The following is a 25,567-nucleotide window of genomic DNA, read 5'->3' as shown; positions in this document are numbered from 1 at the left end:
GGAAAAGGGCGTGGCGTTCAGTGCGAATAATCGCGCGCGCCGAAGATCGCGGTGCCGACGCGCACGATCGTCGCGCCTTCGAGCACGGCCGCGTCGAGGTCGGCGGACATGCCCATCGACAGCGTGTCGAGCGGCAGGCCGTCGGCGCGCAACGTGTCGAACAGCGCGCGCAGCGCGCGGTGGGGCACGCGTTGCGCGTCGGTGTCGCCGGCCGGTTCGGGAATCGCCATCAGGCCGCGCAGCCGCAGCGACGGCAGCGCGGCGACCGCGCGCGCGACCTCGGCCACGTCGGCCGGCGCGACACCGCTCTTCGACGCCTCGCCGCTGATGTTCACCTGCACGCACACGTTGAGCGGCGGCAGGTGCGCGGGGCGCTGTTCCGACAGGCGCTGCGCGATCTTCAGGCGGTCGACCGAATGGACCCAGTCGAAGCGTTCGGCGACGGGGCGCGTCTTGTTCGATTGCAGCGGCCCGATGAAATGCCATTCGAGCGACGCGCGCAGGTCGGCGAGCGCATCGATCTTGTCGATCGATTCCTGCACGTAGTTTTCGCCGAATGCACGTTGTCCGGCCGCGTGCGCGGCGCGCACGTCGTCGGCGGGAAACGTCTTCGACACGGCGAGCAGCGAGATGGTGGCGGGATCGCGGCCGGCCGCGCGGGCGGCGTCGGCGATGCGGCGGTGAACGGATTCGAGACGGGCGGCGAGATCGGACATGACGGGCGCGAAAGCAGGCACGAAAGCGGGCATGAAGCCGATGCGCCGCGACACGCGGCGCATCGATCCGCTCATTATACGGACGCCGCGCGCGGACGCCGGCCGCGGCGGCGCGTCACGTCAGCCGTACAGCAAATGCTCGACGAGCTGGACCCAGTGGGTGACCGGAATCTGCGTGCCGCTCTGCAGGTGCGCGATGCAGCCGATGTTGCCGGACACGATCATCTGCGGTTCGAGCGCCTGCAGTTTCAGCAGCTTCTGCTTGCGCAACCGGTACGACAGCGACGGCTGCGTCAGCGAATAGGTGCCGGCCGAGCCGCAGCACAGATGACTGTCGGCCGGTAGCCGCACGTCGATGCCGAGCGTCTCGAGCAGCCGCTCGACCTTGCCGCGCGACTGCTGGCCGTGCTGCAGCGTGCACGGCGGGTGGTACGCGACCGTATGGACCGCGCGGCGCCGCGCGAGCGTCGCGAGTTCGGCCTCGAATGCGAGCAGCACGTCGGAGATGTCGCGCGTCAGCGACACGATGCGCTGCGCCTTCTCCGCGTAAGCCGGATCGTCGCGCAGCAGGTGCGCGTATTCGAGCACCGTCGCGCCGCAGCCCGATGCGTTCATCACGATCGCCTCGGCGCCCTGTTCGACGTGCGGCCACCATGCGTCGATGTTGCGGCGCGCGTCGTCGAGCGCTTCGTCGTGATAGTTCAGGTGCAGGCGGATCGCGCCGCAGCAGCCCGCGTCGGGCGCGACGACCGTCTCGATGCCGAGCGCATCGAGCACGCGCGCGGTCGCGATGTTGATGTTCGGCAGCATCGACGGCTGCACGCAGCCGCCGAGCATCAGCATCTTGCGCGGATGCGTGCGGTGCGGCCATTCGAGCAGCCGCGTGCGCGGCGGCACCTTGTCGCGCAGCCGCTTCGGCAGCAGCGGCCGCACATGCTGGCCGAGCCGCATCACGGGCGAGAACAGCGCGGCATTCGGCACGAGGCTCGCGAGCATGCGGCGCACGAGCCGCTGCTGCGCCGGGCGCTGCACCTGCGCCTCGACGTGCTTGCGGCCGATCTCGACGAGCCGGCCGTACTGGACGCCGGACGGGCAGGTCGTCTCGCAGCTGCGGCACGTGAGGCAGCGGTCGAGGTGCTGCTGCGTGCTGCGCGTGACGGGCGCGCCTTCGACCATCTGCTTGATCAGGTAGATGCGTCCGCGCGGGCCGTCGAGTTCGTCGCCGAGGAGCTGGTAGGTCGGGCAGGTCGCGGTGCAGAACCCGCAGTGCACGCACTTGCGCAGGATCGCGTCGGCCTCGTCGCCGTCGGGCGTGTTGCGGATGAAATCGGCGAGGTTCGTTTGCATCGAGCCCTCAGAGGTCGGGGTAGAGCCGGCCGCGGTTGAAGATGCGCGCGGGATCGAAGGCGGCCTTCAGCCCGCGGTGGATTTTCATCATCGGGGCGGGAAGCGGCGTGAACACCCCCGCGCTGCGGTCGTACGCGTCGCCGGCGCGGAACAGCGTCGCGTGGCCGCCGGCCTGCTTCGCGCTCATGCGGACGGTCTGCGCGTCGGCGTCGGTGATCCACCAGCGCTGCGCGCCGCCCCATTCCATCAGCTGGGTGCCGGGCAGGTGCATCGGCTCGGTGATCGACGGCAGCGCGAGGCGCCACAGCGCGTAGCCCGGCGGGATGCCGTTGAAGAACGGGTCGGTATGCTCGCGCAGGCCGGCCCAGAAGCGCTCGGCTTCGACCGCGTCGACGACTTCGCCGCCGAGCAGCGTCTTCGCGGATTTCACGGCCGCCTCGGCGCCCGACAGGCGCAGCACCAGCGTGCCGTTGCGCCAGGCGCTCGCACTGACGGGCAGCGGGTGGCCGCCCCATTCGTTGAGCTTGCGCACCGCGTCGGTCGCGGTCATCTCGAACTTCAGCGTGACCTCGGCGACGGGCATCGGCAGCACCTTGATCGACAGGTCGAGCATCAGCCCGAGCGTGCCGAGCGCGCCGGCCATCAGGCGCGACACGTCGTAGCCGGCGACGTTCTTCACCACCTGGCCGCCGAAGCGCAGCATTTCGCCGCGGCCGTTCATCAGCGTGACGCCGAGCACGAAATCGCGCGGTGCGCCGCAGGTGGCGCGGCGCGGGCCCGCGAGGCCGGCCGCGACGCAGCCGCCGACGGTGGCCGCGCGGCCGAAGTGCGGCGGCTCGAACGGCAGCATCTGGCCGCGCTCGGCGAGGACGGTTTCGAGCTGCGCGAGCGGCGTGCCCGCGCGGACCGTGACGACGAGCTCTGCCGGGTCGTACGACACGATGCCCTGAAACGCGCGCGTGTCGAGTATTTCGCCCTCGAGCGCCTGGCCGTACCAGTCCTTGGTGCCGCCGCCGCGAATCCGCAGCGGCCGGCCGTCGGCACTGGCCGCGCGGATACGCTCGGCCCATTCGGCGACGATGTCGTCCTCTTCCATGTTCTGTTGCTGCCTCGACTTGTTGTTCGGTCGATTGTACCGGGGTGGCGCGATTCCACATCGCGACTATCCCTAAGCCCCGTATCGCGGATCGCATGCCCGCGTCGCTGCGCGAACGGGCCGCGCGGGCACGGCCGGCCGCCGCGGCCGGGCCGCGGGCACGGGCCGCGACCCGCGCGCGCCGCTCAGAAGCGTGGCAGGTCGGGGTGCGGCAACAGCCCGCCGCGCACGTGCTGGCGGCCGTACTCGGCGCAGCGCGCGCGGGTCGGGATGCCCTTGTCCGGGTTCAGCAGGCCGGCCGGATCGAATGCGCGCTTGACCGCGAAGAACGCGTCGCGCTCCTGCGGCGAGAACTGCACGCACATCGAATTGAGCTTCTCGATGCCGACGCCGTGCTCGCCCGTCACGCTGCCGCCGAATTCCACGCAGCATTCGAGGATTTCCGCGCCGAACTGCTCGGCGCGGTGCAGCTCGTCCGGATCGTTCGCGTTGTACAGGATCAGCGGATGCATGTTGCCGTCGCCCGCATGGAACACGTTGATGCAGCGCAGCCCGTAGCGCGTTTCGAGCTGTTCGATGCGCGCGAGCAGCGGGCCGATCGCACGGCGCGGCACGGTGCCGTCCATGCAGTAATAATCCGCGGAAATGCGGCCGGCGGCCGGAAACGCATTCTTGCGGCCTGACCAGTAGCGCAGCCGCTCCTGTTCGTTGCGCGACACCTGGATGCGCGTCGCGCCGTGTTCGCGCAGCACGGCCGTCATCCGCACGATCTCCTCGGCGACTTCCTCCGGCGTGCCGTCCGATTCGCACAGCAGGATCGCCTTCGCGTCGAGGTCGTAGCCCGCGTGCGTGAACGCCTCGACGGCCTGCGTGGCCGGCTTGTCCATCATCTCGAGCCCGGCCGGGATGATGCCCGACGCGATGATCGCCGCGACGGCCTCGCCGCCCTTGACGACGTCGTCGAAGCTCGCCATCACGAGCTGCGCGGTCTGCGGTTTCGGAATCAGGCGCACCGTCACCTCGGTGACGATTGCGAACATCCCCTCGCTGCCGATCATCACGGCGAGCAGGTCGAGACCCGGCATGTCGAGCGCGAGCGAGCCGAATTCGACGATTTCGCCGTCGATCGTCACCGCGCGCACGCGCATCACGTTGTGCACGGTCAGCCCGTATTTCAGGCAGTGGACGCCGCCCGAGTTTTCCGCGACGTTGCCGCCGATCGTGCACGCGATCTGCGACGACGGGTCGGGTGCGTAATACAGGCCGTACGGCGCGGCGGCTTCCGAGATCGCGAGGTTGCGCACGCCGGGCTGCACGGTCGCCGTGCGCGCGTACGGATCGACTTCGACGATGCGCGTGAAGCGCGCGAGCGACAGCACGACGCCGAGCGCGATCGGCAGCGCGCCGCCCGACAGGCTCGTGCCGGCGCCGCGCGGCACGATCGGCACTTCCATGCGGCGGCAGATCTGCACGATCCGCTGGACCTGCGATTCCGTTTCCGGCAGCGCGACCGCGAGCGGCAGGCGGCGGTACGCGGACAGGCCGTCGCATTCGTACGGTGCGGTGTCTTCGTCGCGATACAGCAGGCAGTGCGTCGGCAGCACGGCCATCAGCGCCTGCACGACTTCGCGCTGGCGCTGCGCGCGGGCAGCGCTCGACAGTTCGACGGGGGCGTTCATGAGGTCTCCTGCAGCGGGCGGCGCGCGGTCGCGCCGCCGTGTCAGCACGTGAAAATCTTGCCCGGATTCATCAGGTTGCGCGGGTCGAGCGCGAGCTTGATCGCGCGCATCGTGTCGATCGCGTTGTCGCCGTGCTCCTTCGGCAGGAAACGCATCTTGTGCAGCCCGACGCCGTGCTCGCCCGTACAGGTGCCGCCGAGGCGCAGCGCGCGCTCGACGATCCGGTCGTTGATGTGTTCGGCTTCGGCGAGCTCCTCGGGCTTGTCGGGATCGATCAGGATCGCGACGTGGAAATTGCCGTCGCCGACGTGGCCGACGATCGGGCAGGGCAGCGACGACGCGCGCAGGTCGACTTCGGTTTCCTCGACGCACGCGGCGAGCTGCGAGATCGGCACGCACACGTCGGTCGTCACCGCGCGGCAGCCCGGCTTCAGCTGCAGCATCGCGAAGTACGCGTTGTGGCGCGCGGCCCAGAGCCGGCTGCGGTCTTCGGGGCGTGTCGCCCATTCGAAGCCCTGGCCGTGGTTCTGGCCGGCGAGCGCCTGCACGAGTTCGGCCTGCTCCTTCACGCCGGCCTCGGTGCCGTGGAATTCGAAGAACAGCGTCGGCGCTTCGGTGAGCGTCAGGTTCGAATGGCGGTTGATCGAGCGCACGGCGAGCGCATCGACGAATTCGACGCGCGCGATCGGCACGCCGATCTGGATCGTCTCGATCACGGTGCGCACCGCGTCGCCCATCGTCGGGAACGTGCAGATCGCGGCCGATACGGCTTCCGGCAGCGGGTGCAGGCGCAGCGTGATCTCGGTGATCACGCCGAGCGTGCCTTCGGAGCCGACGAACAGGCGCGTGAGGTCGTAGCCGGCCGACGACTTGCGCGCGCGCGAGCCGGTTTTCACCACGCGGCCGTCGGCGAGCACCGCGGTCAGGCCGAGCACGTTCTCGCGCATCGTGCCGTAGCGTACGGCGTTGGTGCCCGATGCGCGGGTCGCGGTCATTCCGCCGATGCTGGCGTCGGCGCCGGGATCGATCGGGAAGAACAGGCCGGTGTCGCGCAGCGCGTCGTTGAGCGCCTTGCGCGTGATGCCCGGCTCGACCGTCACGGTCAGGTCTTCGGCGTTGATCGACAGCACGCGGTTCATTTCCGACAGGTCGAGCGACACGCCGCCGCGCACCGCGAGCAGGTGGCCCTCGAGCGACGAGCCGGCGCCGTACGGGATCAGCGGCACGCTGTGCAGCGCGCACAGCGACACGACTTTGCGCACGTCGTCGGGACTGTGCGCGAACACGACGGCGTCGGGCAGTTGCGGATCGAACGGCGATTCGTCGCGGCCGTGGTGCGCGCGAACCGCGTCGGCGGTTGACACGCGCTCGCCGAAGGCGGCGCGCAGCGCATCGAGCATGGCGGGGGGCAGCGGGCGGCGCGCGGCGGCCGGCGGGGCAGGGTGATTCACGAACGTCTCCTGACGGCTTGTCGAACTTTCGGCCCATTCTACGCCGTAACACCCGCTGCGCCTGCCGCCGCGGGCTGCGATAATCGCGTTCCAGCCAACCGGGCCGCATCACGGCCGCGTACGAGAGGACATTCGCATGGGCAACCGCTTGAGCAAGATCGCCACGCGCACCGGCGACGACGGCACCACCCGTCTCGGCGACGGACGGCGCATCGGCAAGGACGACGCGCGGATCGCGGCGATCGGCGACGTCGACGAACTGAATTCGAACCTCGGCGTGCTGCTCGCCGAGACGCTGCCGGACGACGTGCGCACGGCGCTCGTCACGATCCAGCACGACCTGTTCGATCTCGGCGGCGAGCTGTGCATTCCCGGCCACGCGGTGCTCGACGACACGCATCTCGCGCGCCTCGACCAGTGGCTCGCCGACTACAACGCGACGCTGCCGCCGCTGAAGGAATTCATCCTGCCGGCCGGTTCGCGCGCGGCGTCGCTCGCGCACGTGTGCCGGACGGTGTGCCGCCGTGCCGAGCGCTCGATCGTCGCGCTCGGCCGCCACGACACGCTCAACGATGCGCCGCGGCGCTACGTGAACCGGCTGTCCGACCTGCTGTTCGTGCTGGCGCGCGTGCTGAACCGCGCCGGCGGCGGGACGGACGTGCTGTGGGAGCGCGGGCGCGTCCGCTGACGCGCGGTCGGGTTGTTGCGCACTGCGACAATTTGCCAGAGGGAGCGTGTATTTTTAAAGATGTATTGTGTGTGCATGTTTAACGGAGAACGAACATGACCCACATCACCGCTGACCAGATGGCTCGCGTGAAGGCCACTGCTCCTGTCCTCGCCGTTCACGGCGCGACGATCACGAAGCACTTCTACCAGCGCATGTTCGCGCGCCATCCGGAACTGAAGAACCTGTTCAACCAGACGCACCAGAAGACCGGCAGCCAGCCGGAAACGCTCGCGAAGGCCGTTTATGCGTACGCCGCGAACATCGACAATCTCGGTGCGCTGGGCGGCGCGGTGTCGCACATCGCGCACAAGCACGCAAGCCTGAACATCCGCCCCGAGCATTACCCGATCGTCGGCGAGAACCTGCTCGCGTCGATCGTCGAGGTACTCGGCGACGCGGTCGACGCCGAGACGCTCGAGGCGTGGCGCGTCGCGTACGGCCAGCTCGCGCGGATCCTGATCGGCGCCGAGGCCGATCTGTATGCGGGTGCCGCGTGGAGCGGCTTCCGCCCGTTCAAGGTCGCGCGCAAGGTGCGCGAGAGCGACGAGATCACGTCGTTCCACCTGATGCCCGCCGACGGCGGCGCGGCGCCGGCCTTTGAGCCGGGCCAGTACGTCACGGTGAAGCGTTTCGTCGGCGAACTCGGTGTCGATCAGCCGCGCCAGTACAGCCTGTCCGACGCGCCGCACGGCAAGTGGCTGCGCATCTCGGTGAAGCGCGAGGCCGGCCGGCCGGAAGCGATCCCGGCCGGCAAGGTGTCGACGCTGATGCACGACGGCGTGGAAGAGGGCGCGATCGTCGAGGTGACCGCGCCGATGGGCGAATTTTCGCTGAAGCGCGGCGTCGCGACGCCGGTCGTGCTGATCTCCGGCGGCGTCGGCCTGACGCCGATGGTGTCGATGGCGTCGACGCTGGTCGAGGAACGCAGCCCGCGTGAAGTGCGGTTCGTCCACGCGTGCCGCTCGGGCGCGGTGCACGCGTTCCGCGACTGGCTGAACGAGACGGTGCGCACGCACGCGAACGTCAAGCGCACGGTGCTGTACGAACGGGTTGGCCTGCAAGACCGGGCCGGGGTCGATCACGACCTCGAAGGGCGCTTGACGCCGGAGCGCGTGCAGCAATACGCGCTGGTGCCGGATGCCGACTACTACGTTTGCGGCCCGATCGCATTCATGCAGGCGCAACGCGATGCGCTGATCGCGCTCGGCGTCGCGCCGGAACGCATCCATACCGAGATCTTCGGGTCGGGCGCGCTCGAGTGAGGCCCGCGCGCGAGACCTGCGCTTCATGAAAAAGCCCGGCGTGAGCCGGGCTTTGATTGGGGGGGCGGGCACGGCGTCGTGCGTGGCGCTTCGGCCTCGCGTGACCGCGCCACACTTCGGCATCGGCGCTGACCGGTCGCATGCCTTCGGGCTTGCGCGACGGTCACGCGGTCGAACGCATCGGCATGGTCCGGACAATCCGGCAATGCCGTCGCCGGGCGGGCCATACGGCCAGCCGGTTCGCGTCCGTCAGTTGCCGCTGCCGCGCGCGACGCGGCGTGCCTTGACCGATTCCGCGAGGCCTTCGAGTACCTTCACGCTGTCGTCCCACGCGATGCACGCGTCGGTGATGCTCTGGCCGTAGGTCAGTGCGCAGCCTTCCTTCAGGTCCTGCCGGCCCTCGACGAGGTGCGACTCGATCATCACCCCGACGATGCGCGCGTCGCCGGCCGCGATCTGGCGGCCGATGTCCGCGCAGACGGGGATCTGGTTCTCGTGCTTCTTCGAGCTGTTCGCGTGGCTCGCGTCGATCATCAGGCGTGCGGCGAGGCCGGCCTTGCCGATGTCCGCGCAGGCGGCGTTCACGCTGTCCGCGTCGTAGTTCGGCGTCTTGCCGCCGCGCAGGATCACGTGGCAGTCCTCGTTGCCGGCTGTCGACACGATCGCCGAGTGGCCGCCCTTCGTCACCGACAGGAAATGGTGCGGCTGCGACGCGGCCTTGATCGCGTCGACCGCGATCTTCACGTTGCCGTCGGTGCCGTTCTTGAAGCCGACCGGGCACGACAGCCCCGACGCGAGCTCGCGGTGCACCTGCGACTCGGTCGTGCGCGCGCCGATCGCGCCCCACGAGATCAGGTCGGCGATGTACTGCGGGCTGATCATGTCGAGGTATTCGGTCGCGGCCGGCAGCCCCATCTCGTTGATCTGCAGCAGCAGCTCGCGCGCGGTGCGCAGCCCTTCGTTGATCTTGAAGCTGTTGTCGAGGTGCGGATCGTTGATGAGCCCCTTCCAGCCGACCGTCGTGCGCGGCTTCTCGAAGTACACGCGCATCACGACTTCCAGTTCGCCCTTGAAGCGCTCGCGCTCCTTCACGAGCCGGCCCGCGTATTCGATCGCCGCCTTCGTGTCATGGATCGAGCACGGCCCGATGACGACGATCAGCCGGTCGTCCATCCCGTGCAGGATGCGGTGCATCGACTGGCGCGAGTTGTAGATCAGCTCGGACGCGGCTTCGGAGCACGCGAATTCGCGGATCAGGTGGGCGGGCGGCGTCAGTTCCTTGAGTTCGCGAATGCGGACGTCGTCGGTATTGTGCGGGGGCATGCTGTTTCTCCTAGGTTCCGGGCGCCGTTCGATCAGTGGGCGTGCGGCGGATTCATCAATTCAAGCGATTCAGTGATTTCGGTCGGGGGCCGCGGGACCGCTGCGGCGGCGACCGGGTGGCGAAGGGCGAAAAAAAACCGCCGGGTTCGCCGGCGGTTTTTTCGGGAATTTCGGTTGCGCTTTACGCGCCATCAACCCTCTCGATCCGCCAGCGGTCTGAGATACCAAAAAAAGTAAAAGTAAAACTTGGCGGACATGACGGGAATGGGGTTCGTCAAAAAAGTTGATTCGGAATTTATACCGCGTCGCCGGGCGGCTGGCAACCGGCAGCGGTCAAAAATGCGGACAATCCGCGCGTTTCACCCGAAATGCGCGGATTGTCTGCGCCGCGATGCGGTTATGCCGTACCGCCGACCGTCATCTTGTCGATCCGCAGGGTCGGCTGGCCGACGCCGACCGGCACGCTCTGGCCTTCCTTGCCGCACACGCCGACGCCCGTGTCGAGCGACATGTCGTTGCCGATCATGCTCACGTACTTCAGCGATTCGGGGCCGCTGCCGATCAGCGTCGCGCCCTTCACCGGGTAGGTGATCTTGCCGTTTTCGATCATGTACGCCTCGGACGCCGAGAACACGAACTTGCCGTTCGTGATGTCGACCTGGCCGCCGCCGAAGTTCACCGCGTACAGGCCGTTCTTCATCGACGCGATGATTTCCTGCGGATCCTTGTCGCCGTTCAGCATGTACGTGTTCGTCATGCGCGGCATCGGCAGCGCCGCGTACGATTCGCGCCGCGCGTTGCCCGTGACCGGCATCTTCATCAGGCGTGCGTTCAGCGTGTCCTGGATGTAGCCCTTCAGGACGCCGTCCTCGATCAGCGTCGTGCACTGCGTCGGGTTGCCTTCGTCGTCGATGTTCAGCGAGCCGCGGCGGTTCGGCAGCGTGCCGTCGTCGACCACCGTCACGCCCTTGGCCGCGACCTGCTCGCCGATCCGGCCGGCGAATGCGGACGAGCCCTTGCGGTTGAAGTCGCCTTCGAGGCCGTGGCCGATCGCTTCGTGCAGCAGCACGCCCGGCCAGCCCGGCCCGAGCACGACCGTCATCGCGCCGGCCGGCGCGGGGCGCGCGTCGAGGTTGACGAGCGCCGCATGCACGGCGTCGTCGACGTAGCGCGACAGGACTTCGTCGGTGAAGTAGCCGTAGTCGAAGCGGCCGCCGCCGCCGCCGGAGCCGATTTCGCGGCGGCCGTTCTGCTCGGCGATCACCGTGACCGACACGCGCACGAGCGGGCGGATGTCGGCGGCGAGCGCGCCGTCGCTGCGTGCGACCAGCACGACGTCGTATTCGCCGGCGAGGCCGGCCATCACCTGCGTGACGCGCGGGTCGCGCCCGCGCGCCATCTGCTCGATGCGCTCGAGCAGCTTGACCTTGGCCGTCGCGTCGAGCGACGCGAGCGGATCGGACGGCAGGTACAGGTCGCGGCCCGAGATGCCCTTCAGCGAGCTGGCCGCCTTGATCTTCTGGCGGCTGCCGCCGGCTGCCGCGATCGCCTTGGTGGCGGCAGCGGCTTGCGCGATCGCCTCCGGCGACAGGTCGTCCGAGTACGCGAACGCGGTGCGGTCGCCCGCGACCGCGCGCACGCCGACGCCCTGGTCGATGCTGAAGCTGCCCGATTTGACGATGCCTTCCTCGAGGCTCCACGCTTCGCTGCGGGTCGCCTGGAAGTACAGGTCCGCGTAGTCGACGCGATGCGTGAAGATGTCGGCGATCGTGCGCGTGAGCAGGCTTTCGTCGAGGCCGTACGGCGTGAGCAGGATGTCCTTCGCCAGCGCGAGGTTGCGGATGCCGGGTTCGATGATGTTCATGCGGATATCGGGGGTTCTCAAAAAGTTGTCGGGTGCTGCTGGGCAGATGGGTGGGCCGCGCGGCGTTTCAAGCGGCGCGGCGGATTCAGGTCAGTACGCGGTGCCGCCATGCGGGCAGGCTCTGGCGCACCTCGGCAATACGTTGCGGATCGATCGTGCCGGGCACGACGCTGGCGCCGACATCGCTGACCGCGACGATTTCGCCCCACGGATCGATCAGCATGCTGTGGCCCCAGGTGCGCCGGCCGTTCTCGTGCTTGCCGCCCTGCGCGGCCGCGAGCACGTAGCACTGGTTCTCGACGGCCCGCGCGCGCAGCAGCGTTTCCCAGTGCGCGCGGCCCGTCGTATACGTAAACGCCGACGGAACGACGATCAGCGCGCAGTCGCCCATCCGGCGATACAGCTCCGGAAAGCGAAGATCGTAACAGACCGACAGGCCGACCCGCCCGAACGGCGCGTCGAACGCGACGACCGTGTCGCCCGCGCGGATCGTGCGGGCCTCGTCGAACGATTCGTCGCCTTTCTCGAAGTTGAACAGGTGGATCTTGTCGTAGCGCGCGGCTTCGCTGCCGGACGGATCGAATACGAGCGTCGTGTTCAGCACGTGATCGGGCTCGGGCGCCTTCAGCGGCAGCGTGCCGCCGATCACCCAGATGCCGTGGCGGCGCGCGGCGTCCGCGAGGAAGCGCTGGATCGGGCCGTCCCGGTACGGTTCGGCGAGCGCGAGCTTGTCGGTGTCGCGGTGGCCCATGAAGCAGAAATATTCGGGCAGCAATACGAGCTGCGCGCCTTCGCCGGCGGCTTCCGCGATCAGGCGGCCCGCTTCGGCGAGATTGCGTGTGACGTCCGGCGTGCTCACCATCTGCAGCGCGGCGACCCGGAAGGGTGTGGCGGAACGGGTGTGGTCGGTCATCGCGGGATCGGTTGCGTCATAAATGGGGTGCGGCCCGGCGCCATCGGCTCACTGACCCGGATGCGCCGGATCGGCCGGACCGTGATTCATCTTACCCTGATCGCCCCGCACCCGCTCGATGTGCGGGTGCGCCCACGAGCCGGTGATCGCGTAGTCGAGCGCGAATGCGCGCGACAGCGTCTCCGACAGCGCGTAGTTCGCGGCCAGCACGCCGACGCCGAGCAGCGGGTTGATGACGGCCGCCCCGATCGCGGCCGCACCCGCGCTGATTTTCGGCGCGACGTGCGCATGGAGGTCCTGCGTCTCGGTACCGAGATCGACCGCGCCGCGTACGGTGACGTTGGCGGGCCCCGTCATCATCGAGAAATCGTCGGTGCGCGCGATCCCGTTCGAGATCCGGCTCGTGCCGGTGATCTTGTCGAACGGCAGGCCCTTGCCGATGACGTCGCGGAAGTTCAGCGTCAGGAAGCGTGCGAGGCTCTGCAGGCTCAGCACGCCGAGCAGTTTGGCCGCGCCCGGATCGACCTTCAGGATCTGGCCGTGTTCGAGATCGAGCGCGACCTGGCCGCCGAACGTCGGGAAGTCGACCGCGGTCGGACCGCCGCGCCAGCCGACCTTGCCCGTCACCGTGCCGTGGCCGCGCTCGAGCGTGCGCGGCAGGCCGACGCGATCGAGCAGCGCGCCGGCGTCGTCGATGGCGAGCTTGAAATCGAACACGCTGCGGCGCGGCGCTTCGCTTTCGTCGGCGCCGCGGGCGAGCGCGCGGCGCGACGTGCGCCAGTTGCCGGTCGCCGTGAGCTTCGCGGCCGGGTTCGACAGCTCCAGCTTGTCGAGCTGCCACACGGGCGTGCCGTCTTCGTCGATGTTGCGCGCGTTGACGACGAGACGGCCGATGTCGTGGTCGCGCGCGACGACCTGGTCGACGATCAGGTCGATCGACGGCATCGGGCGGTCGGTCGGCGTCGGCAGGTTCATCGCGCGGCCGACGAGGTCGTGCTGCGAACTCTGCGGCACCACGAGCTTCGCGAGGCGCGCATTCAGCACGCCCGCGCCGTTGTGGCCGCCGCCCGGCGCCCACGACAGGTAGCCCGATACCTGGTTCGACGCGATGTTCGCCTGCCAGAGATCGTCGACGTGCGACGCGCCGACGATCACGTTTTCCCAGTTGCGCTTGAGCAGTTTCAGCGTGCCGAAGTGGAGCGCGAAGCGCTTCGGCGCGAAGCTTGCGAAATCGACGCGCGGCGCGCCCTGCGGCTCCGGTGCGCGCGGCGTGTCGGGCTGCAGCGTGTGGGCGAGCGCGAGCCACGCGTCGGCGTCCAGTTCGCCGACGTCGACGGCCGCGCTCACGCCGTCCTGCGGCATGTCGGGCATCCGGTGGATGCCCATCGCGCCGCGCACCGCGCGCAGCGGCTGGCCGCGCGTCGCGTCGAGCAGGTAGGTCGCGGACACCGGGCCGAGCGTCAGGTCGGCATGTTCGAGGCGCTTGCCGTCCGCCTGCGGCGCCGGCTGCAGCGTGAAGCTGAACGGCATCGGCGTGCCGGCCGGCTTCGCGAACGGCGCGGGGAAATTCAGCGCCACGCCGGTCAGGTCGGATTGCGCGTGGATGTCGGGCAGGCGGCCCGGCGCGCCGCGCACGGCGACCTTGTACGGCGCGTCGCCGACCACGTGCTCGAGCAGCGCGGCGGCCGCGCCGTGCAGGTTCAGGCCGCGTGCGGCGTCGAGCGCGAGGCGGCCGTCGACGTCCACCGTGTACGGGCCGTGCGACCGGAAGTTGCCGTTCGCGCGCACCGGGCCGCCGAGGAACCGCCCCGACAGGCCGTGCAGCGACGCGCCGGCCTCGGTGAAGCGGACGCTGCCGCGCAGCGCCGACAGCGGCGGCACGCCGCTGGTCGACAGCGTGTTGCCGCCGAACGCGAGCGCGCCTTCGACGTGCGTATGCGGATGCGCGACGTGCTGCGGAATCGTGATCTTGAGCCCGAGCGATGCCGGCCCCTGCGCGTCGATCCGCTGGCCGATATGGCCGCTCATCGTGCCGAGCGAGCTGTTGTCCGCGTAATCGATCAGGTCGGCGAGCGGGCCCTGCGCATGGCCGTCGATGATCAGCGGCGAGTGTGACGGATTGCCGAGATCGTCGATGCGGCCCGCGACCTTCGTCAGCGCGACGCGCTTGTAGTGCGCGCGGTCGATGTCGAAGCGCAGCTTGTTCTGCTTGAGCTCGAACACGCCGTCGATTCCGTCGAGCGCGGGCCAGACGCTCGGCGTGCCGTTCGCGAGCTTGCGCGGCGGGTAGGGCGTCGGCTCGAAGCGCCCGCCGGTGAACGGCGCGACGATATGGAACACGCCGGCGTCCGGCTCGTGCTCGAACGGGAATTTCTCGAGCGGGCCGCGCGCGACGATCGACGCGCCCTTGGTTACCTTGCCGTCCTGCAGCGCGTGGCCAAGATAGTCGCGCAGGTGCTCGGACATCCCGGTCGGCAGGTAGCGCGGAATGCGCGCCACCGACGCGCGCGCGAAATCGGCGCGCAGGTCGAGCGTGCCGCGGCCGTGGCCGGGGTTCGAGTACGAGCCCGACACCGCGATTTCGGCATCGGGGTTCGACACGAGCAGGTCGGGCAGCGATACGTCGACGCGCGCGTGTTTCTCGCCGGGCGCGGGCGTGATCGTCCATTTTGCGTTGCCGCGCAGCCGGTCGAACGTCAGGCGCGGCTCGTCGAATTCGCCGGGCACGGTGACGGCCGCTTGGACCGTGTCGAAATGCGCGTTGCCGCCCGTTTCGTTCGCGTCGACGCGGCCCCACAGGTTCTCGATACCCGGCCAGCCGGCGCGCGGGTGGCCGCGCGGCGAGAGTCCGGGCGGCGGCTCCTGGGCCGCGAAGCTGATGCCCTGCAGATCGCCGAGGAAGCGGTAGCGGACGATCGGCGCGGCGCCCATGCGCCGCTCTTCGTCGGCGAGGTCGGGCCGCGCGGGTTTCGCGCGCTCGACCTCGATGTGATAGTTCGACACCATCCCGCGCGGGTCGATCTTGATCAGCTCGTTGCGCAGGCGCGCCGGCAGCGGCAGCCCGCGGATGAACTCGCTGAGGATGCCGAGATCGACGCGGTCGCCCACGACGCTGATCAGCTGGCCCTGCGTCGCGGTCGGCACGCGGTAGCGCGCCGTCAGCGTCGACAGCGCGAGCGAACGGGCGAGCGGCGTGCCGTCCGGCAGCGGCGGCTGGCCGAGCTCCGCGTTGAAGCGCGTCAGGTGCAGCGTGTAGTCGTGACCGGCGTCGAGCACCATGTCCCAGCCGAAGCCGACCGTCGGCACGTCGAGCCGCGGCTGCGTCGGGCGCACCCGCAGCGCGACGTCGGCGCCCTGCAGGTCGCCGCCCGCGGCGCGCAGGTGGCCGTCGCCGAAGGTCGCCCAGATCGCATTGTCGATCCGGCCCGCGTGAATCGTCAGCGGCACGTCGAGGTAGCGCGTCAGCGTCTGCAGGTCGACGGGGCCCGTCGACAGGTACGCGTCGCCGGTCCAGTTCGACGGCTTGCCGATCGGCGCGAGCGGCTTGTGTCTGAAGCGCGCGCGGAAATCGAGCGGACCGAGCAGCAGCGTGCCGTTCGCGGGCGCCTGCAGCGCGGCCTTGTGCACGCGGCCGCTGTTGAGCACCGCGAGCCGGATGCCGGACAGCACGAGCTCCGGCGCGTCGTGCTGGGCGTCGCGCCAGCGCAGCGTGCCGCCGCGCAGCACGATCGCTTCCTGCTTCAGCAGCCACGTGCCGAACGTGTCGCTGCCGCCGTGGGTGGTTGCCACGCCGACGCCCGCGACGCTCAGCGAACCGTCGGCCGCGCGCGCGACGACGAGGTCGGGCTGGTCGACGATCAGGCTCGACAGCGCGGGCGACAGCCGCAGCAGCGACATCCACGACAGCGCGGCCGTCGCGTGCGGCACCGACAGCGCGACCTTGCCGTCGCGGCCGCGGATCGTCAGGTTCGTGAGTTCGACGCCCGGCTGCATGCCGGACCAGTTCGGGGAAAGCCTGCCGATCGAAAGCTGCGCGTGGAGCTTGTCGGACACCGCGCGCTCGATGCGCGGGCGGAATTCGTCGATGCGGGGCAGCAGGACGTAGCGCAGCCCGAGGAAGGCGCCGGACGCGACGAAGTAGGTGCCGATCCCGACTGCCAGCGTCACCCTGAATACGCGACGCAGGACCGGATGATCGTGCTTCGGAGGTCCCGCTTCGGGCGCAGCTACGGCGGATTCCTGACGGTCGGACATGCGGCGGACGGGCGGCGATATGGTAGTTTTGCAGACTGACGTTGAAATGTATCACACGGGTTCGTGCCGGCGGCCGTTGCGGCAGCGCGGCACGGGCTTTCCGGCGCGCGGTGCCGCGGCGGACGCGCGAGCGTCCCGCGAGGCCGCGCCGAGTTCACGAGGCCGGCCGGCAGCGGGGCGCGCACACGCCGGCCCGCGCCGGCCGGCCGTTCCGCCAGGCCCGCTTCTCGATGACCGACGCTTCCGCCCTGATCAGCACGTCCTATTCCCGCTACCTTGCCCGCGCGGCCGCCGCACGGCCCGCGCTCGCCGAGCAGGTTGCCGCGTGGGCGGCCGCGCCGCTCGGCCGCGTGCAACTCGATGCACGCCTCACCGAATTGCTCGCGACGCCGGCCGGCACGGCCGCGCCGACCGAGGAGCAACTGAAGCGCGCGCTGCGGCAACTGCGCGCCGAGGCGTTCGGCGCGGTCGCGGAGCGCGACCTGCGCGGGCTGGCCGACGTCGCCGAGGTGACGGGCGCGATGACCGATCTCGCCGAAGTGGCCGTGCAGCGCTCGCTCGCGCTGCTGTCGGCCGAACTCGAGGTGCTGTACGGCGAGCCGCGCGGCGCCGACGGCCAGCGCGTCGTGCTCGGCGTGGTCGGGATGGGCAAGCTGGGCGGCCGCGAGCTGAACGTGTCGTCGGACATCGACCTGATCTTCGTCTACGAGGACGACGGCGAGACGACGGGCGGCACGCGTTCGCCGCTGTCCACGCAGGAATACTTCACGCGGCTCGGCCGGCGCCTGATCGGCGTGCTGTCCGAGGTCACGGCCGACGGCTACGTGTTTCGCGTCGACATGCGGCTGCGCCCGAACGGCGATTCGGGGCCGCTCGTGTGCAGCCTCGGGATGCTCGAGGAATATTTCTACGTGCAGGGGCGCGAGTGGGAGCGCTACGCATGGATCAAGGGGCGGCTCGTGTCGGAAGGCGCCAGCGACGCGGCGCAGCGGCTCGCCGCGCAGCTCGAGTCGCTCGTCAAGCCGTTCGTGTACCGCCGCTATCTGGATTTCGGCGTGATCGGTGCGATCCGTTCGCTGCACCAGCAGATCCGGCAGGAAGCCGCGCGCCGCGCGTCGATGCGGCCCGACAAGGCCGACGACGTCAAGCTCGGGCGCGGCGGGATCCGCGAGATCGAGTTCAGCGCGCAGGTGTTCCAGCTGATCCGCGGCGGCCAGGATGCGGAATTCCGCGTGCGGCCGACGCTCGCGGTGCTGCGTCATGCGCAGGCGCGCGGGCTGATCGGCGAGGACGTGCGCGCCCGCCTGACCGATGCTTACAATTTCCTGCGCACGCTCGAGCACCGGCTGCAGTACCGCAACGACGCGCAGACGCATGCGATGCCGGTCGAGTCCGACGAACGCGCGGCGCTGGCCGCCTCGCTCGGCTTTGCCGACTACGCGGCGCTGATGACGGTGCTGGACGAGCACCGGAACTTCGTCGAGGCGCAGTTCGACCAGATCTTCGCGGACAAGGTGAAGGGCGGCGGCCCTTGCGCGGCGGGTGACGACACGGCCGCTGCATGGATCTGGAGCGGCGCGCTGGGCGACGACGGCGAGGACGACGCGCTGGTCGCGCGCCTCGACGGCCTCGGCTTCGCCGATCCGGCCGCCGTGCTCGCGCGGCTGCGTGCGATCTGGCAATCGACGCGCTACATGGGCCTGCCCGAAAAGAGCCGGCAGCGCTTCGACCGCGTCGCGCAGCGGGCGCTCGACGCCGCGCCGACGATCGATGCCGCGCGGCGCGACGACACGATCGTGCGCCTGTTCGACCTGCTCGAGACGGTCAGCCGGCGCGGCGTTTATCTTGCGCTGCTGACCGAATATCCGGCCGCGCTCGATCGCGTGCTGTCGGTGCTCGGCGCGACGCGCTGGGGCGGCGGCTACCTGATCCGCCACCCGCAATTGCTGGATGAACTGCTCGACGACGAGGTGATCGCGAGCCCGTTCGACTGGCCCGCGTTCAAGGACGCGCTGCGCGCGCGCCTCGCGGCGGCCGACGGCCCCGAGCAGCAGATGGACCTGCTGCGCCATGCGCAGCACGCCGAGGTGTTCCGGATCCTGCTGATCGACCTGGCCGGGCAACTGTCGGTCGAGCATGTGAGCGACCGGCTGTCCGAGCTGGCCGACGCGGTGCTCGACGTGACGATCGAAGTCGTCTGGTCGCAGCTCGCGAAACGCCATCGCGATGTGCCGAAATTCGCGGTGATCGCGTACGGCAAGCTGGGCGGCAAGGAGCTCGGCTACGCGTCCGATCTCGACCTGATCTTCCTGTACGACGACCCCGACGAGCGCTCGGCGGATGTCTACACGACCTTCACGCGGCGCCTGATCACGTGGCTCACGACCGCGACCGGTGCCGGCGCGCTGTTCGACATCGACCTGCGCCTGCGGCCGAACGGCGAGGCCGGGCTGCTCGTCACCGATCTCGATGCGTTCCGCCGCTACCAGTTGCGCGAGGGCGACGCCGCGAACACGGCATGGGTGTGGGAGCACCAGGCGCTGACGCGTGCCCGCTACAGCGCGGGCGATGCGCGGATCGGCGAGGCTTTCGAGGCGATCCGCCAGCAGGTGCTGACCACGCCGCGCGACGGCGGCGTGCTCGCGAAGGAGATCGTCGACATGCGCGAGAAGGTGTTTGCCGGCCATCCGAACCAGACCGAGCTGTTCGACCTGAAGCACGATCGCGGCGGGATGGTCGACATCGAGTTCATCGTCCAGTACTGGGTGCTGCTGCACGCGTCGAGCGACGCCGAGCTGATCCGCAATACCGGCAACATCGCGCTGCTGCGCGAGGTCGCGCGCTTCGGGCTGATGGGCGAGGACGAGGCCGAGCGCGTCGGCGCCGCGTACCGCAAGTACCGGAAGCTGCAGCACAAGCTGCGGCTCGACGGGATGGAGAAGGCGCGCGTCGATCCGGCCGTGGTGGCGGACGAGCGGGCGGCCGTGACGGCGCTGTGGGTGCGCGTGTTCGGTGCGGTTGAAACGGGCGTTTGAACGAAGGCAGGGCGGGCGCGGTTTCGACGCGCGTACCGTCCGCCGCGTATCGCGAGCGCGCCGGGCTGGAGCGGCGCAGGCCGACGGCCGTGTCAGGCCGCCAGCATTTCCTTCGCGTGCTTGCGCGTCGTGGCCGTGATCTCGAGCCCGCCGAGCATCCGCGCGACTTCCTCGATCCGGCTGGCGCGGTCGAGCGCGACGACCGTCGACACGGTGCCGCCGCGATCGTCGGCGCCCTTCGCGACCTGGAAGTGATGGTCGCCGCGCGCGGCGACCTGCGGCAGGTGCGTCACGCACAGCACCTGGCGGTCGCGCCCGAGCTGGTGCAGCAGACGGCCGACCACTTCGGCGACGCCGCCGCCGATCCCCGTGTCGACTTCGTCGAAGATCAGCGTCGGCGTCGGGCTCGCCGCGCTGGCGATGACCGCGAGCGCGAGGCTGATGCGCGCGAGCTCGCCGCCCGACGCGACCTTCGCGAGCGGCCGCAGCGGCACGCCCGGGTGCCCGGCGACGCGGAATTCGACCTGTTCGAGCCCGTGCGGGCCGCCGTCGGCGAGCGGCACGAGCGCGACTTCGAAGCTGCCGCCCGCCATCGACAACTCCTGCATGCCGGCCGTGACGGCCGTGCCGAGCGCCTTCGCGGTCTGCGCGCGCGCCTTGGACAGGTGCCGCGCGTCGGCGAGATAGGCTTCGCGCGCCTTCGCCTGGGCGGCCACGAGCGCGCCGAGATCGGCTGCCGCGTCGAGCGCGGCGAGCTGCGCGCGGCGCGCCGCATGTTCCTCGTGCAGCGTGTCGGGCGGCAGCCGGAACTTGCGGGCGGTCGAGTGCAGCGCATCGAGACGCGTCTCGACCTGCGCGAGCCGCTCGGGATCGAGATCGACGCGCTGCGCGTAGTGCGACAGCGAATAGACGGCTTCCTGCAGCTGGATCTCGGCCGGTTCGAGCGACGCGAGCGCGTCGCCGAGCGCGGTGTCGTAGTCGGCCAGGCTGCGCAGTTTCGACACGATCGCGCCGAGCTGCGCGAGCATCGCGTCGTCGGATTCGGACAGCGCGTTGAGCGCGCCGCGCACACCCTCGATCAGGTTCGCCGAATGCGACAGCCGCTTGTGCTCGTTGCTGACTTCGTCCCACTCGCCGGGCTGCGGCGCGAGCTTGTCGAGTTCGGCGAGCTGCCACGCGAGCTTTTCGCGTTCGAGCTGCAGTTCGCGCTCGTGCGCCTTCGCGGCGTCGATCGCCTGTGTCGCGTCCCGCCACACGCGCCATGCGCGCGCGACGTTCGCCGCATCGGCGACGAGCCCCGCGTGCGTGTCGAACAGCTCGCGCTGCGCGTCGGGCCGCATCAGCAGCTGGTGCGCATGCTGGCCGTGGATGTCGACGAGCATTTCGCCGAGTTCGCGCAGCTGCGCGAGCGTCGCGCTGGTGCCGTTGATGAACGCGCGGGACCGGCCGTTCGCGTCGATCACGCGGCGCAGCATCACGGTGTCCTCGGTGTCGAACGCGTGTTCGTCGAGCCAGCGCGCGACGCGGTCGTGCGGCGTGAATTCGGCCGTGATGTCGGCGCGGCCGCAGCCGGTGCGCACGACGCTCGCGTCGGCGCGTTCGCCGAGCGCGAGGGCAAGGGCGTCGATCAGGATCGATTTCCCGGCGCCGGTCTCGCCGGAAAAGACGGAAAAGCCGCTGTCGAATTCGAGATCGAGCGCGGCGACGATGACGAAGTCGCGGATCGAGAGGTGACGGAGCATGGTGTCGGGCGGAGCGGCGTCAGGACGCCTTGTCGTCTTCGTTCGAGGCGTGTTCGTTCCAGTGCAGCTTCTTGCGCAGCGTCGCGTAGTAGCTGTAGCCGATCGGGTGCAGGAACGGCACCGTGTGCTTCGAGCGGCGCACCTCGATCGTGTCGTTCAGCTCGAGCGACGTGAACGACTGCATGTCGAAGTTCACGTTGACGTCGCGCCCGCCGACGATCTGGATCGCGATTTTCGAGTCGTCGGGCAGCACGATCGGCCGGTTCGACAGCGCGTGCGGCGCGATCGGCACGAGCACGACGCCGGCCAGCTGCGGATGCAGAATCGGGCCGGCCGACGACAGCGCGTAGGCGGTCGAGCCGGTCGGCGTCGCGACGATCAGGCCGTCGGAACGCTGGTTGTACATGTATCGGCCGTCGACCGACGCGCGCAGCTCGACCATCCCGGAGAAGCCGCTGCGGTTCACGACGACGTCGTTGAACGCGATCGCGTGGTAGATCGGTTCGCCGTCGCGCATGATCCGCGCCTCGAGCAGCGCGCGCTCCTCGCGCTCGAACTTGCCGGACAGCAGCACCGGGACGAGCGCGTGCATGTCGGCGGCCGCGATGTCCGTGATGAAGCCGAGCCGCCCGTGGTTGATCCCGATCAGCGGTGTCCGGTACGGCGCCAGCTGGCGGCCGATGCCGAGCATCGTGCCGTCGCCGCCGAGCACGACCGCCACGTCCGCACGCGCCCCGATTTCGGCCGGGGTGAGCGCCGGGTAGCCGGTGATGCCGATCTCGCGCGCGGTGTCACCTTCGAACACGACCTCGAAGCCGAGCTTCGCGATGCTGGCGGCCAGCGTGGCGAGCGGTTCGGCGATGCCGGGCGTGTTGCTCCGGCCGACGAGCGCGACAGTATTGAACTGATTACCGGTTTTCATGCCGGCATTACACCATAGCTCGTTGACGAAAAGAACCGGCTGTGCGCCGACGGGGCCGGATCGGGCCGGCCCGCGCAATGGTGGCCGACGCCACTCGCCGCGGTCGCGCGGTTGCGCTAAAATTTTCCACCATGCTAGATCCTCGCGCACGAACCCTCCTGAAAACCCTGATCGAACGGTATATCGCCGACGGTCAGCCAGTCGGATCGCGCACGTTGTCCCGTTACTCCGGGCTCGAGCTGAGCCCGGCGACGATCCGCAACGTGATGTCCGACCTGGAGGAGCTCGGCCTCGTGTCGAGCCCGCACACGTCGGCCGGCCGCGTGCCGACGCCGCGCGGCTATCGGCTCTTCGTCGACACGATGCTGACGGTCGAGGCGCCGATCGACGCCGAGGCCGTCGCGCGGCAGGTGCAGCACACGCTGCAGGCCGGCGAGCCGCAGCAGCGGGTGGTCGCGGCCGCCGCGAGCGTGCTGTCGAACCTGTCGCAGTTCGCGGGTGTCGTGCTGACGCCGCGCCGCAGCCACGTATTCAAGCAGATCGAGTTCATGCGCCTGTCCGACAAGCGCATCCTGCTGATCATCGTCACGCCCGAGGGCGACGTGCAGAACCGCATGCTCGCGACGCCGCGCGACTATTCGCCGTCGCAGCTGACCGAGGCGTCCAACTACATCAACGCGCATTTCGCCGGCCTGTCGTTCGACGAGGTGCGCCGCCGCCTGCGCGACGAGATCGACCAGCTGCGCGGCGACATGACCACGCTGATGCACGCGGCCGTGACGGCCAGTACCGAGGTGCCCGACACCGAGGACACCGTGCTGATTTCCGGCGAGCGCAACCTGCTCGAAGTGGCGGATCTGTCGTCCGACATGGCGCGGCTGCGCAAGCTGTTCGACGTGTTCGACCAAAAGACGGGCCTCCTGCAACTGCTCGACGTGTCGAGCCACGCCCAGGGCGTGCAGATCTTCATCGGCGGCGAATCGACGCTCGTGCCGATCGAGGAAATGAGCGTCGTCACCGCGCCTTACGAGGTGAACGGGAAGATCGTCGGCACGCTCGGCGTGATCGGCCCGACCCGGATGGCGTACAACCGCGTGATACCGATCGTCGACATCACCGCGCGCCTGCTGTCGCTCACGCTGAGCCAGCAATAGCCTGCAATCGGCACCTGATCCCGCCCCGTCATCATGTCGTCATGCCGCCCGCGCCGACAGTCGGCCGAACGGCAAGGGGCGGCCCGCTATAATTGAGAGCCGTCCGGTCCCGTGCCCCGAGCACGTTCTTGCCCATGCGTTTCGATCTTGAGCCGCCTTCGAGCATCGCTGCTGCCCATCGCATCGGGGTGCTGCTGATCAATCTCGGCACGCCCGACGCACCCACGCCGCGCGCCGTGCGGCGCTACCTGGCCGAATTCCTGTCGGATCCGCGCGTCGTCGAGATTCCGCAGGCCGTCTGGCAGGTGCTGCTGCGCACGCTGATCCTGCCGCTGCGCGGCCGCGCCTCCGCGAAGAAGTACGCGGCCGTCTGGATGCCCGAAGGCTCGCCGCTGCGCGTGTACACGGAGCGCCAGACCGACAGCGTGCGGCACCTGCTCGCGTCGAACGGTTATCACGTGATGGTCGACTACGCGATGCGCTACGGCAGCCCGAACATTTCGCACGCGCTTGCGCAGTTCAAGCGCGCGGGCGTCGAGCGCGTGCTGCTGATGCCGATGTATCCGCAATATTCGGCGTCGACCACGGCCACCGCGTTCGATGCCGCCTTCGACGCGCTCGCGCGCATGCGCAACCAGCCGGAAGTCCGCACGGTGCGGCACTACGCCGACCATCCGGCCTATATCCACGCGCTGGCCGAGCAGGTGCGCCAGTACTGGGCACAGCACGGCCGGCCCGACTTCGCGGCCGGCGACAAGCTCGTGCTGAGTTTCCACGGCGTGCCGAAGCGCACGCTCGACCTCGGCGACCCGTATCACGACCAGTGCCAGCAGACGGGCGCGTTGCTGATGGCCGCGCTCGGGCTGTCGACGACCGAGTGCCGCGTCACGTTCCAGTCGCGCTTCGGCAAGGCCGAATGGCTGCAGCCGTACACGGCGCCGACGCTGCGCGAGTTCGGCGAGGCCGGCGTGCGGCGGGCCGACGTGTTCTGTCCCGGTTTCACGGCCGATTGCCTGGAGACGATCGAGGAGATCGGCATGGAAGTGCGCGACGAGTTCCTCGCCGGCGGCGGCAAGACGTTCCACCGCATTCCGTGCCTGAACGGCGCGCACGCGTGGATCGGCGCGCTCGGCGAGATCGTCGCCGAGAATCTGCAGGGCTGGCCGGTCAAGGCCGCGCAGCCCGAGACGGTGAACTGAGATGAAACGACTCTCACGCCCGCCTGGTTCGCCGCCGCCCGACGGGGCGGCGAGCCTCCCTGGGGCGGCCCGGCGGAGGCCGACATGAATTACAGGATTTCCACGGATCCGGGCGCGAAGCTGCGCATCGACAAATGGCTATGGGCGGCCCGCTTCTTCAAGACGCGCTCGCTTGCGACCGATGCGGTCGACAAGGGGCACGTGAAGATCGGCGGCGCGGCGGTCAAGCCGGCGAAGGACGTGCGGGTCGGCGACGAGGTCGAGATTGCGATCGACGGCATCGTCTGGCACATTGCCGTGCTGGGCGTGTGCGACGTGCGCGGGCCGGCGAGCGTCGCGCAGACGCTTTACCAGGAAACGGAAGCGGGGCGGGCCGCGCGGCTCGCCGAACTGGAGCGGCGCCGCACGTATCGCGAGCCGGCGGCCGAACTGCACGGCCGGCCGACGAAGCGCGACCGGCGCATCATCGACAGATTTTCTGGTGGGAGCTGAACATCTGGTCGAAGGTCGCCCGCGCGCTGCCGTATTCGGTCGTGCGGTCGGTGACGGCTCCCGACAGGCAGATGGTGGTGGTGCCGGCAATGAGTACCAGCGCGACCACCGATATCGCAAAGGTCAGTTTCACGGTACTCCCCTCGAACACAAGGGTGAAAACGGCGCCAGGTGGTGTAAGGCGTCGGTCAGCTAGGGTAAACACGCTTTTCCGACGCTTGAGTGGAGTGTAGTGCAGCCGGCCTGTGCGGAGCTAGTCCTTGCCCGGTAAGCGTTGTTACAGGCCGTTTCGCCCGATCTGGCGGACTATGCGGCGCATGCACCGGCGAAACGCGCGGTTGTTTCGCGGCATTGGAGAATGCCGGCGAATAACCCTCTTGAAATCGCA

At 69.5% G+C, this 25,567-nt stretch carries 18 protein-coding genes; 6 read left to right on the top strand and 12 right to left on the bottom strand.

The window, feature by feature from the left end; translation table 11 throughout:
• Positions 1-17 precede the first annotated feature (17 nt).
• The 5 genes from HWX00_RS18475 to HWX00_RS18455 form a co-directional block, all read right to left on the bottom strand.
• Positions 18-716, bottom strand: a complete 699-nt coding sequence (locus tag HWX00_RS18475) for a YggS family pyridoxal phosphate-dependent enzyme (RefSeq protein WP_034187443.1) — start codon at positions 714-716, stop codon at positions 18-20.
• Between the two features lie 120 nt (positions 717-836).
• On the bottom strand, positions 837-2,063 hold the full coding sequence (gene glcF, locus HWX00_RS18470) for a glycolate oxidase subunit GlcF (RefSeq protein WP_034187151.1): 1,227 nt from the start codon (positions 2,061-2,063) through the stop codon (positions 837-839).
• Between the two features lie 7 nt (positions 2,064-2,070).
• Positions 2,071-3,159, bottom strand: coding sequence for a glycolate oxidase subunit GlcE (glcE, locus tag HWX00_RS18465; RefSeq protein WP_034187152.1), 1,089 nt, complete (start codon positions 3,157-3,159; stop codon positions 2,071-2,073).
• Positions 3,160-3,344: 185 nt separating this feature from the next.
• Positions 3,345-4,838 carry an FAD-linked oxidase C-terminal domain-containing protein gene (locus tag HWX00_RS18460; RefSeq protein WP_034187153.1) on the bottom strand — a complete coding sequence of 498 codons (1,494 nt, stop codon included), beginning with the start codon at positions 4,836-4,838 and terminating at the stop codon, positions 3,345-3,347.
• A 41-nt stretch (positions 4,839-4,879) separates the two neighbouring features.
• The gene (locus tag HWX00_RS18455) at positions 4,880-6,289 is read right to left on the bottom strand and encodes an FAD-binding oxidoreductase (protein WP_175029314.1); all 1,410 of its coding nucleotides are present in this window, start codon (positions 6,287-6,289) and stop codon (positions 4,880-4,882) included.
• 136 nt (positions 6,290-6,425) lie between these two features.
• On the opposite strand from HWX00_RS18455, the gene HWX00_RS18450 reads away from it, so the two are divergent.
• Together HWX00_RS18450 and hmpA are read left to right on the top strand one after the other, a co-directional pair.
• Positions 6,426-6,977, top strand: coding sequence for a cob(I)yrinic acid a,c-diamide adenosyltransferase (locus HWX00_RS18450; RefSeq protein ID WP_175029313.1), 552 nt, complete (start codon positions 6,426-6,428; stop codon positions 6,975-6,977).
• A gap of 95 nt (positions 6,978-7,072) precedes the next feature.
• Positions 7,073-8,281, top strand: coding sequence for an NO-inducible flavohemoprotein (gene hmpA / locus HWX00_RS18445; protein ID WP_175029312.1), 1,209 nt, complete (start codon positions 7,073-7,075; stop codon positions 8,279-8,281).
• Positions 8,282-8,530: 249 nt separating this feature from the next.
• Here hmpA and aroG read toward each other — a convergent pair whose 3' ends face one another.
• From aroG to HWX00_RS18425, 4 genes are all read right to left on the bottom strand, one after another.
• Positions 8,531-9,604, bottom strand: a complete 1,074-nt coding sequence (gene aroG, locus HWX00_RS18440; RefSeq protein ID WP_034187157.1) for a 3-deoxy-7-phosphoheptulonate synthase AroG — start codon at positions 9,602-9,604, stop codon at positions 8,531-8,533.
• A gap of 397 nt (positions 9,605-10,001) precedes the next feature.
• Positions 10,002-11,468: a metalloprotease TldD gene (gene tldD, locus HWX00_RS18435; protein WP_175029311.1), complete on the bottom strand. Its 1,467-nt coding sequence runs from the start codon at positions 11,466-11,468 to the stop codon at positions 10,002-10,004.
• Positions 11,469-11,553: 85 nt separating this feature from the next.
• Positions 11,554-12,381 (bottom strand): carbon-nitrogen hydrolase family protein, encoded by an 828-nt coding sequence (locus HWX00_RS18430; protein ID WP_049028365.1) that lies wholly within the window; start codon positions 12,379-12,381, stop codon positions 11,554-11,556.
• Between the two features lie 48 nt (positions 12,382-12,429).
• A complete protein-coding gene (locus HWX00_RS18425) occupies positions 12,430-16,635 on the bottom strand; it encodes a YhdP family phospholipid transporter (protein WP_059557325.1) in 4,206 nt (1,401 codons plus the stop codon).
• Between the two features lie 230 nt (positions 16,636-16,865).
• Between HWX00_RS18425 and glnE the strand changes: the two genes are divergently transcribed.
• Entirely contained in the window at positions 16,866-19,670 is a 2,805-nt protein-coding gene (gene glnE, locus HWX00_RS18420; RefSeq protein WP_175027630.1) for a bifunctional [glutamate--ammonia ligase]-adenylyl-L-tyrosine phosphorylase/[glutamate--ammonia-ligase] adenylyltransferase, read from the top strand.
• Positions 19,671-19,762: 92 nt separating this feature from the next.
• Here the strand turns inward: glnE and recN are convergent, their stop codons facing one another.
• A complete protein-coding gene (recN, locus tag HWX00_RS18415; RefSeq protein WP_175027629.1) occupies positions 19,763-21,412 on the bottom strand; it encodes a DNA repair protein RecN in 1,650 nt (549 codons plus the stop codon).
• Positions 21,413-21,431: 19 nt separating this feature from the next.
• Complete coding sequence (locus HWX00_RS18410; RefSeq protein ID WP_034187163.1) at positions 21,432-22,334, bottom strand: NAD kinase; 903 nt, start codon at positions 22,332-22,334, stop codon at positions 21,432-21,434.
• A gap of 131 nt (positions 22,335-22,465) precedes the next feature.
• On the opposite strand from HWX00_RS18410, the gene hrcA reads away from it, so the two are divergent.
• The 3 genes from hrcA (at position 22,466) to HWX00_RS18395 (ending at position 25,179) form a co-directional block, all read left to right on the top strand.
• Positions 22,466-23,488: a heat-inducible transcriptional repressor HrcA gene (hrcA, locus tag HWX00_RS18405; RefSeq protein ID WP_034187164.1), complete on the top strand. Its 1,023-nt coding sequence runs from the start codon at positions 22,466-22,468 to the stop codon at positions 23,486-23,488.
• Between the two features lie 134 nt (positions 23,489-23,622).
• Positions 23,623-24,687 carry a ferrochelatase gene (gene hemH, locus HWX00_RS18400; RefSeq protein ID WP_034187165.1) on the top strand — a complete coding sequence of 355 codons (1,065 nt, stop codon included), beginning with the start codon at positions 23,623-23,625 and terminating at the stop codon, positions 24,685-24,687.
• An 84-nt stretch (positions 24,688-24,771) separates the two neighbouring features.
• Positions 24,772-25,179, top strand: a complete 408-nt coding sequence (locus tag HWX00_RS18395) for an RNA-binding S4 domain-containing protein (RefSeq protein WP_034187166.1) — start codon at positions 24,772-24,774, stop codon at positions 25,177-25,179.
• On the opposite strand, the gene HWX00_RS18390 is transcribed toward HWX00_RS18395, so the two are convergent.
• The gene (locus HWX00_RS18390) at positions 25,151-25,312 is read right to left on the bottom strand and encodes a hypothetical protein (protein WP_006476841.1); all 162 of its coding nucleotides are present in this window, start codon (positions 25,310-25,312) and stop codon (positions 25,151-25,153) included. The two genes, HWX00_RS18395 and HWX00_RS18390, sit on opposite strands and share 29 nt — an antisense overlap.
• Between the last annotated feature and the right edge of the window lie 255 nt (positions 25,313-25,567).

This window comes from Burkholderia seminalis DSM 23518 (genome assembly GCF_902832885.1).
GTDB classification, from domain to species: Bacteria; Pseudomonadota; Gammaproteobacteria; order Burkholderiales; family Burkholderiaceae; genus Burkholderia; species Burkholderia seminalis.
This window is presented reverse-complemented; position numbering and strand designations above follow the sequence as displayed.

Coding starts and splice junctions, on each gene's coding strand:
- HWX00_RS18475 (WP_034187443.1), bottom strand. CDS start 716: ATGTCCGATCTCGCCGCCCGTCTCGAATCCGTTCACCGCCGCATCGCC.
- glcF (WP_034187151.1), bottom strand. CDS start 2,063: ATGCAAACGAACCTCGCCGATTTCATCCGCAACACGCCCGACGGCGAC.
- glcE (WP_034187152.1), bottom strand. CDS start 3,159: ATGGAAGAGGACGACATCGTCGCCGAATGGGCCGAGCGTATCCGCGCG.
- HWX00_RS18460 (WP_034187153.1), bottom strand. CDS start 4,838: ATGAACGCCCCCGTCGAACTGTCGAGCGCTGCCCGCGCGCAGCGCCAG.
- HWX00_RS18450 (WP_175029313.1), top strand. CDS start 6,426: ATGGGCAACCGCTTGAGCAAGATCGCCACGCGCACCGGCGACGACGGC.
- hmpA (WP_175029312.1), top strand. CDS start 7,073: ATGACCCACATCACCGCTGACCAGATGGCTCGCGTGAAGGCCACTGCT.
- aroG (WP_034187157.1), bottom strand. CDS start 9,604: ATGCCCCCGCACAATACCGACGACGTCCGCATTCGCGAACTCAAGGAA.
- tldD (WP_175029311.1), bottom strand. CDS start 11,468: ATGAACATCATCGAACCCGGCATCCGCAACCTCGCGCTGGCGAAGGAC.
- HWX00_RS18430 (WP_049028365.1), bottom strand. CDS start 12,381: ATGACCGACCACACCCGTTCCGCCACACCCTTCCGGGTCGCCGCGCTG.
- HWX00_RS18425 (WP_059557325.1), bottom strand. CDS start 16,635: ATGTCCGACCGTCAGGAATCCGCCGTAGCTGCGCCCGAAGCGGGACCT.
- glnE (WP_175027630.1), top strand. CDS start 16,866: ATGACCGACGCTTCCGCCCTGATCAGCACGTCCTATTCCCGCTACCTT.
- recN (WP_175027629.1), bottom strand. CDS start 21,412: ATGCTCCGTCACCTCTCGATCCGCGACTTCGTCATCGTCGCCGCGCTC.
- HWX00_RS18410 (WP_034187163.1), bottom strand. CDS start 22,334: ATGAAAACCGGTAATCAGTTCAATACTGTCGCGCTCGTCGGCCGGAGC.
- hrcA (WP_034187164.1), top strand. CDS start 22,466: ATGCTAGATCCTCGCGCACGAACCCTCCTGAAAACCCTGATCGAACGG.
- hemH (WP_034187165.1), top strand. CDS start 23,623: ATGCGTTTCGATCTTGAGCCGCCTTCGAGCATCGCTGCTGCCCATCGC.
- HWX00_RS18395 (WP_034187166.1), top strand. CDS start 24,772: ATGAATTACAGGATTTCCACGGATCCGGGCGCGAAGCTGCGCATCGAC.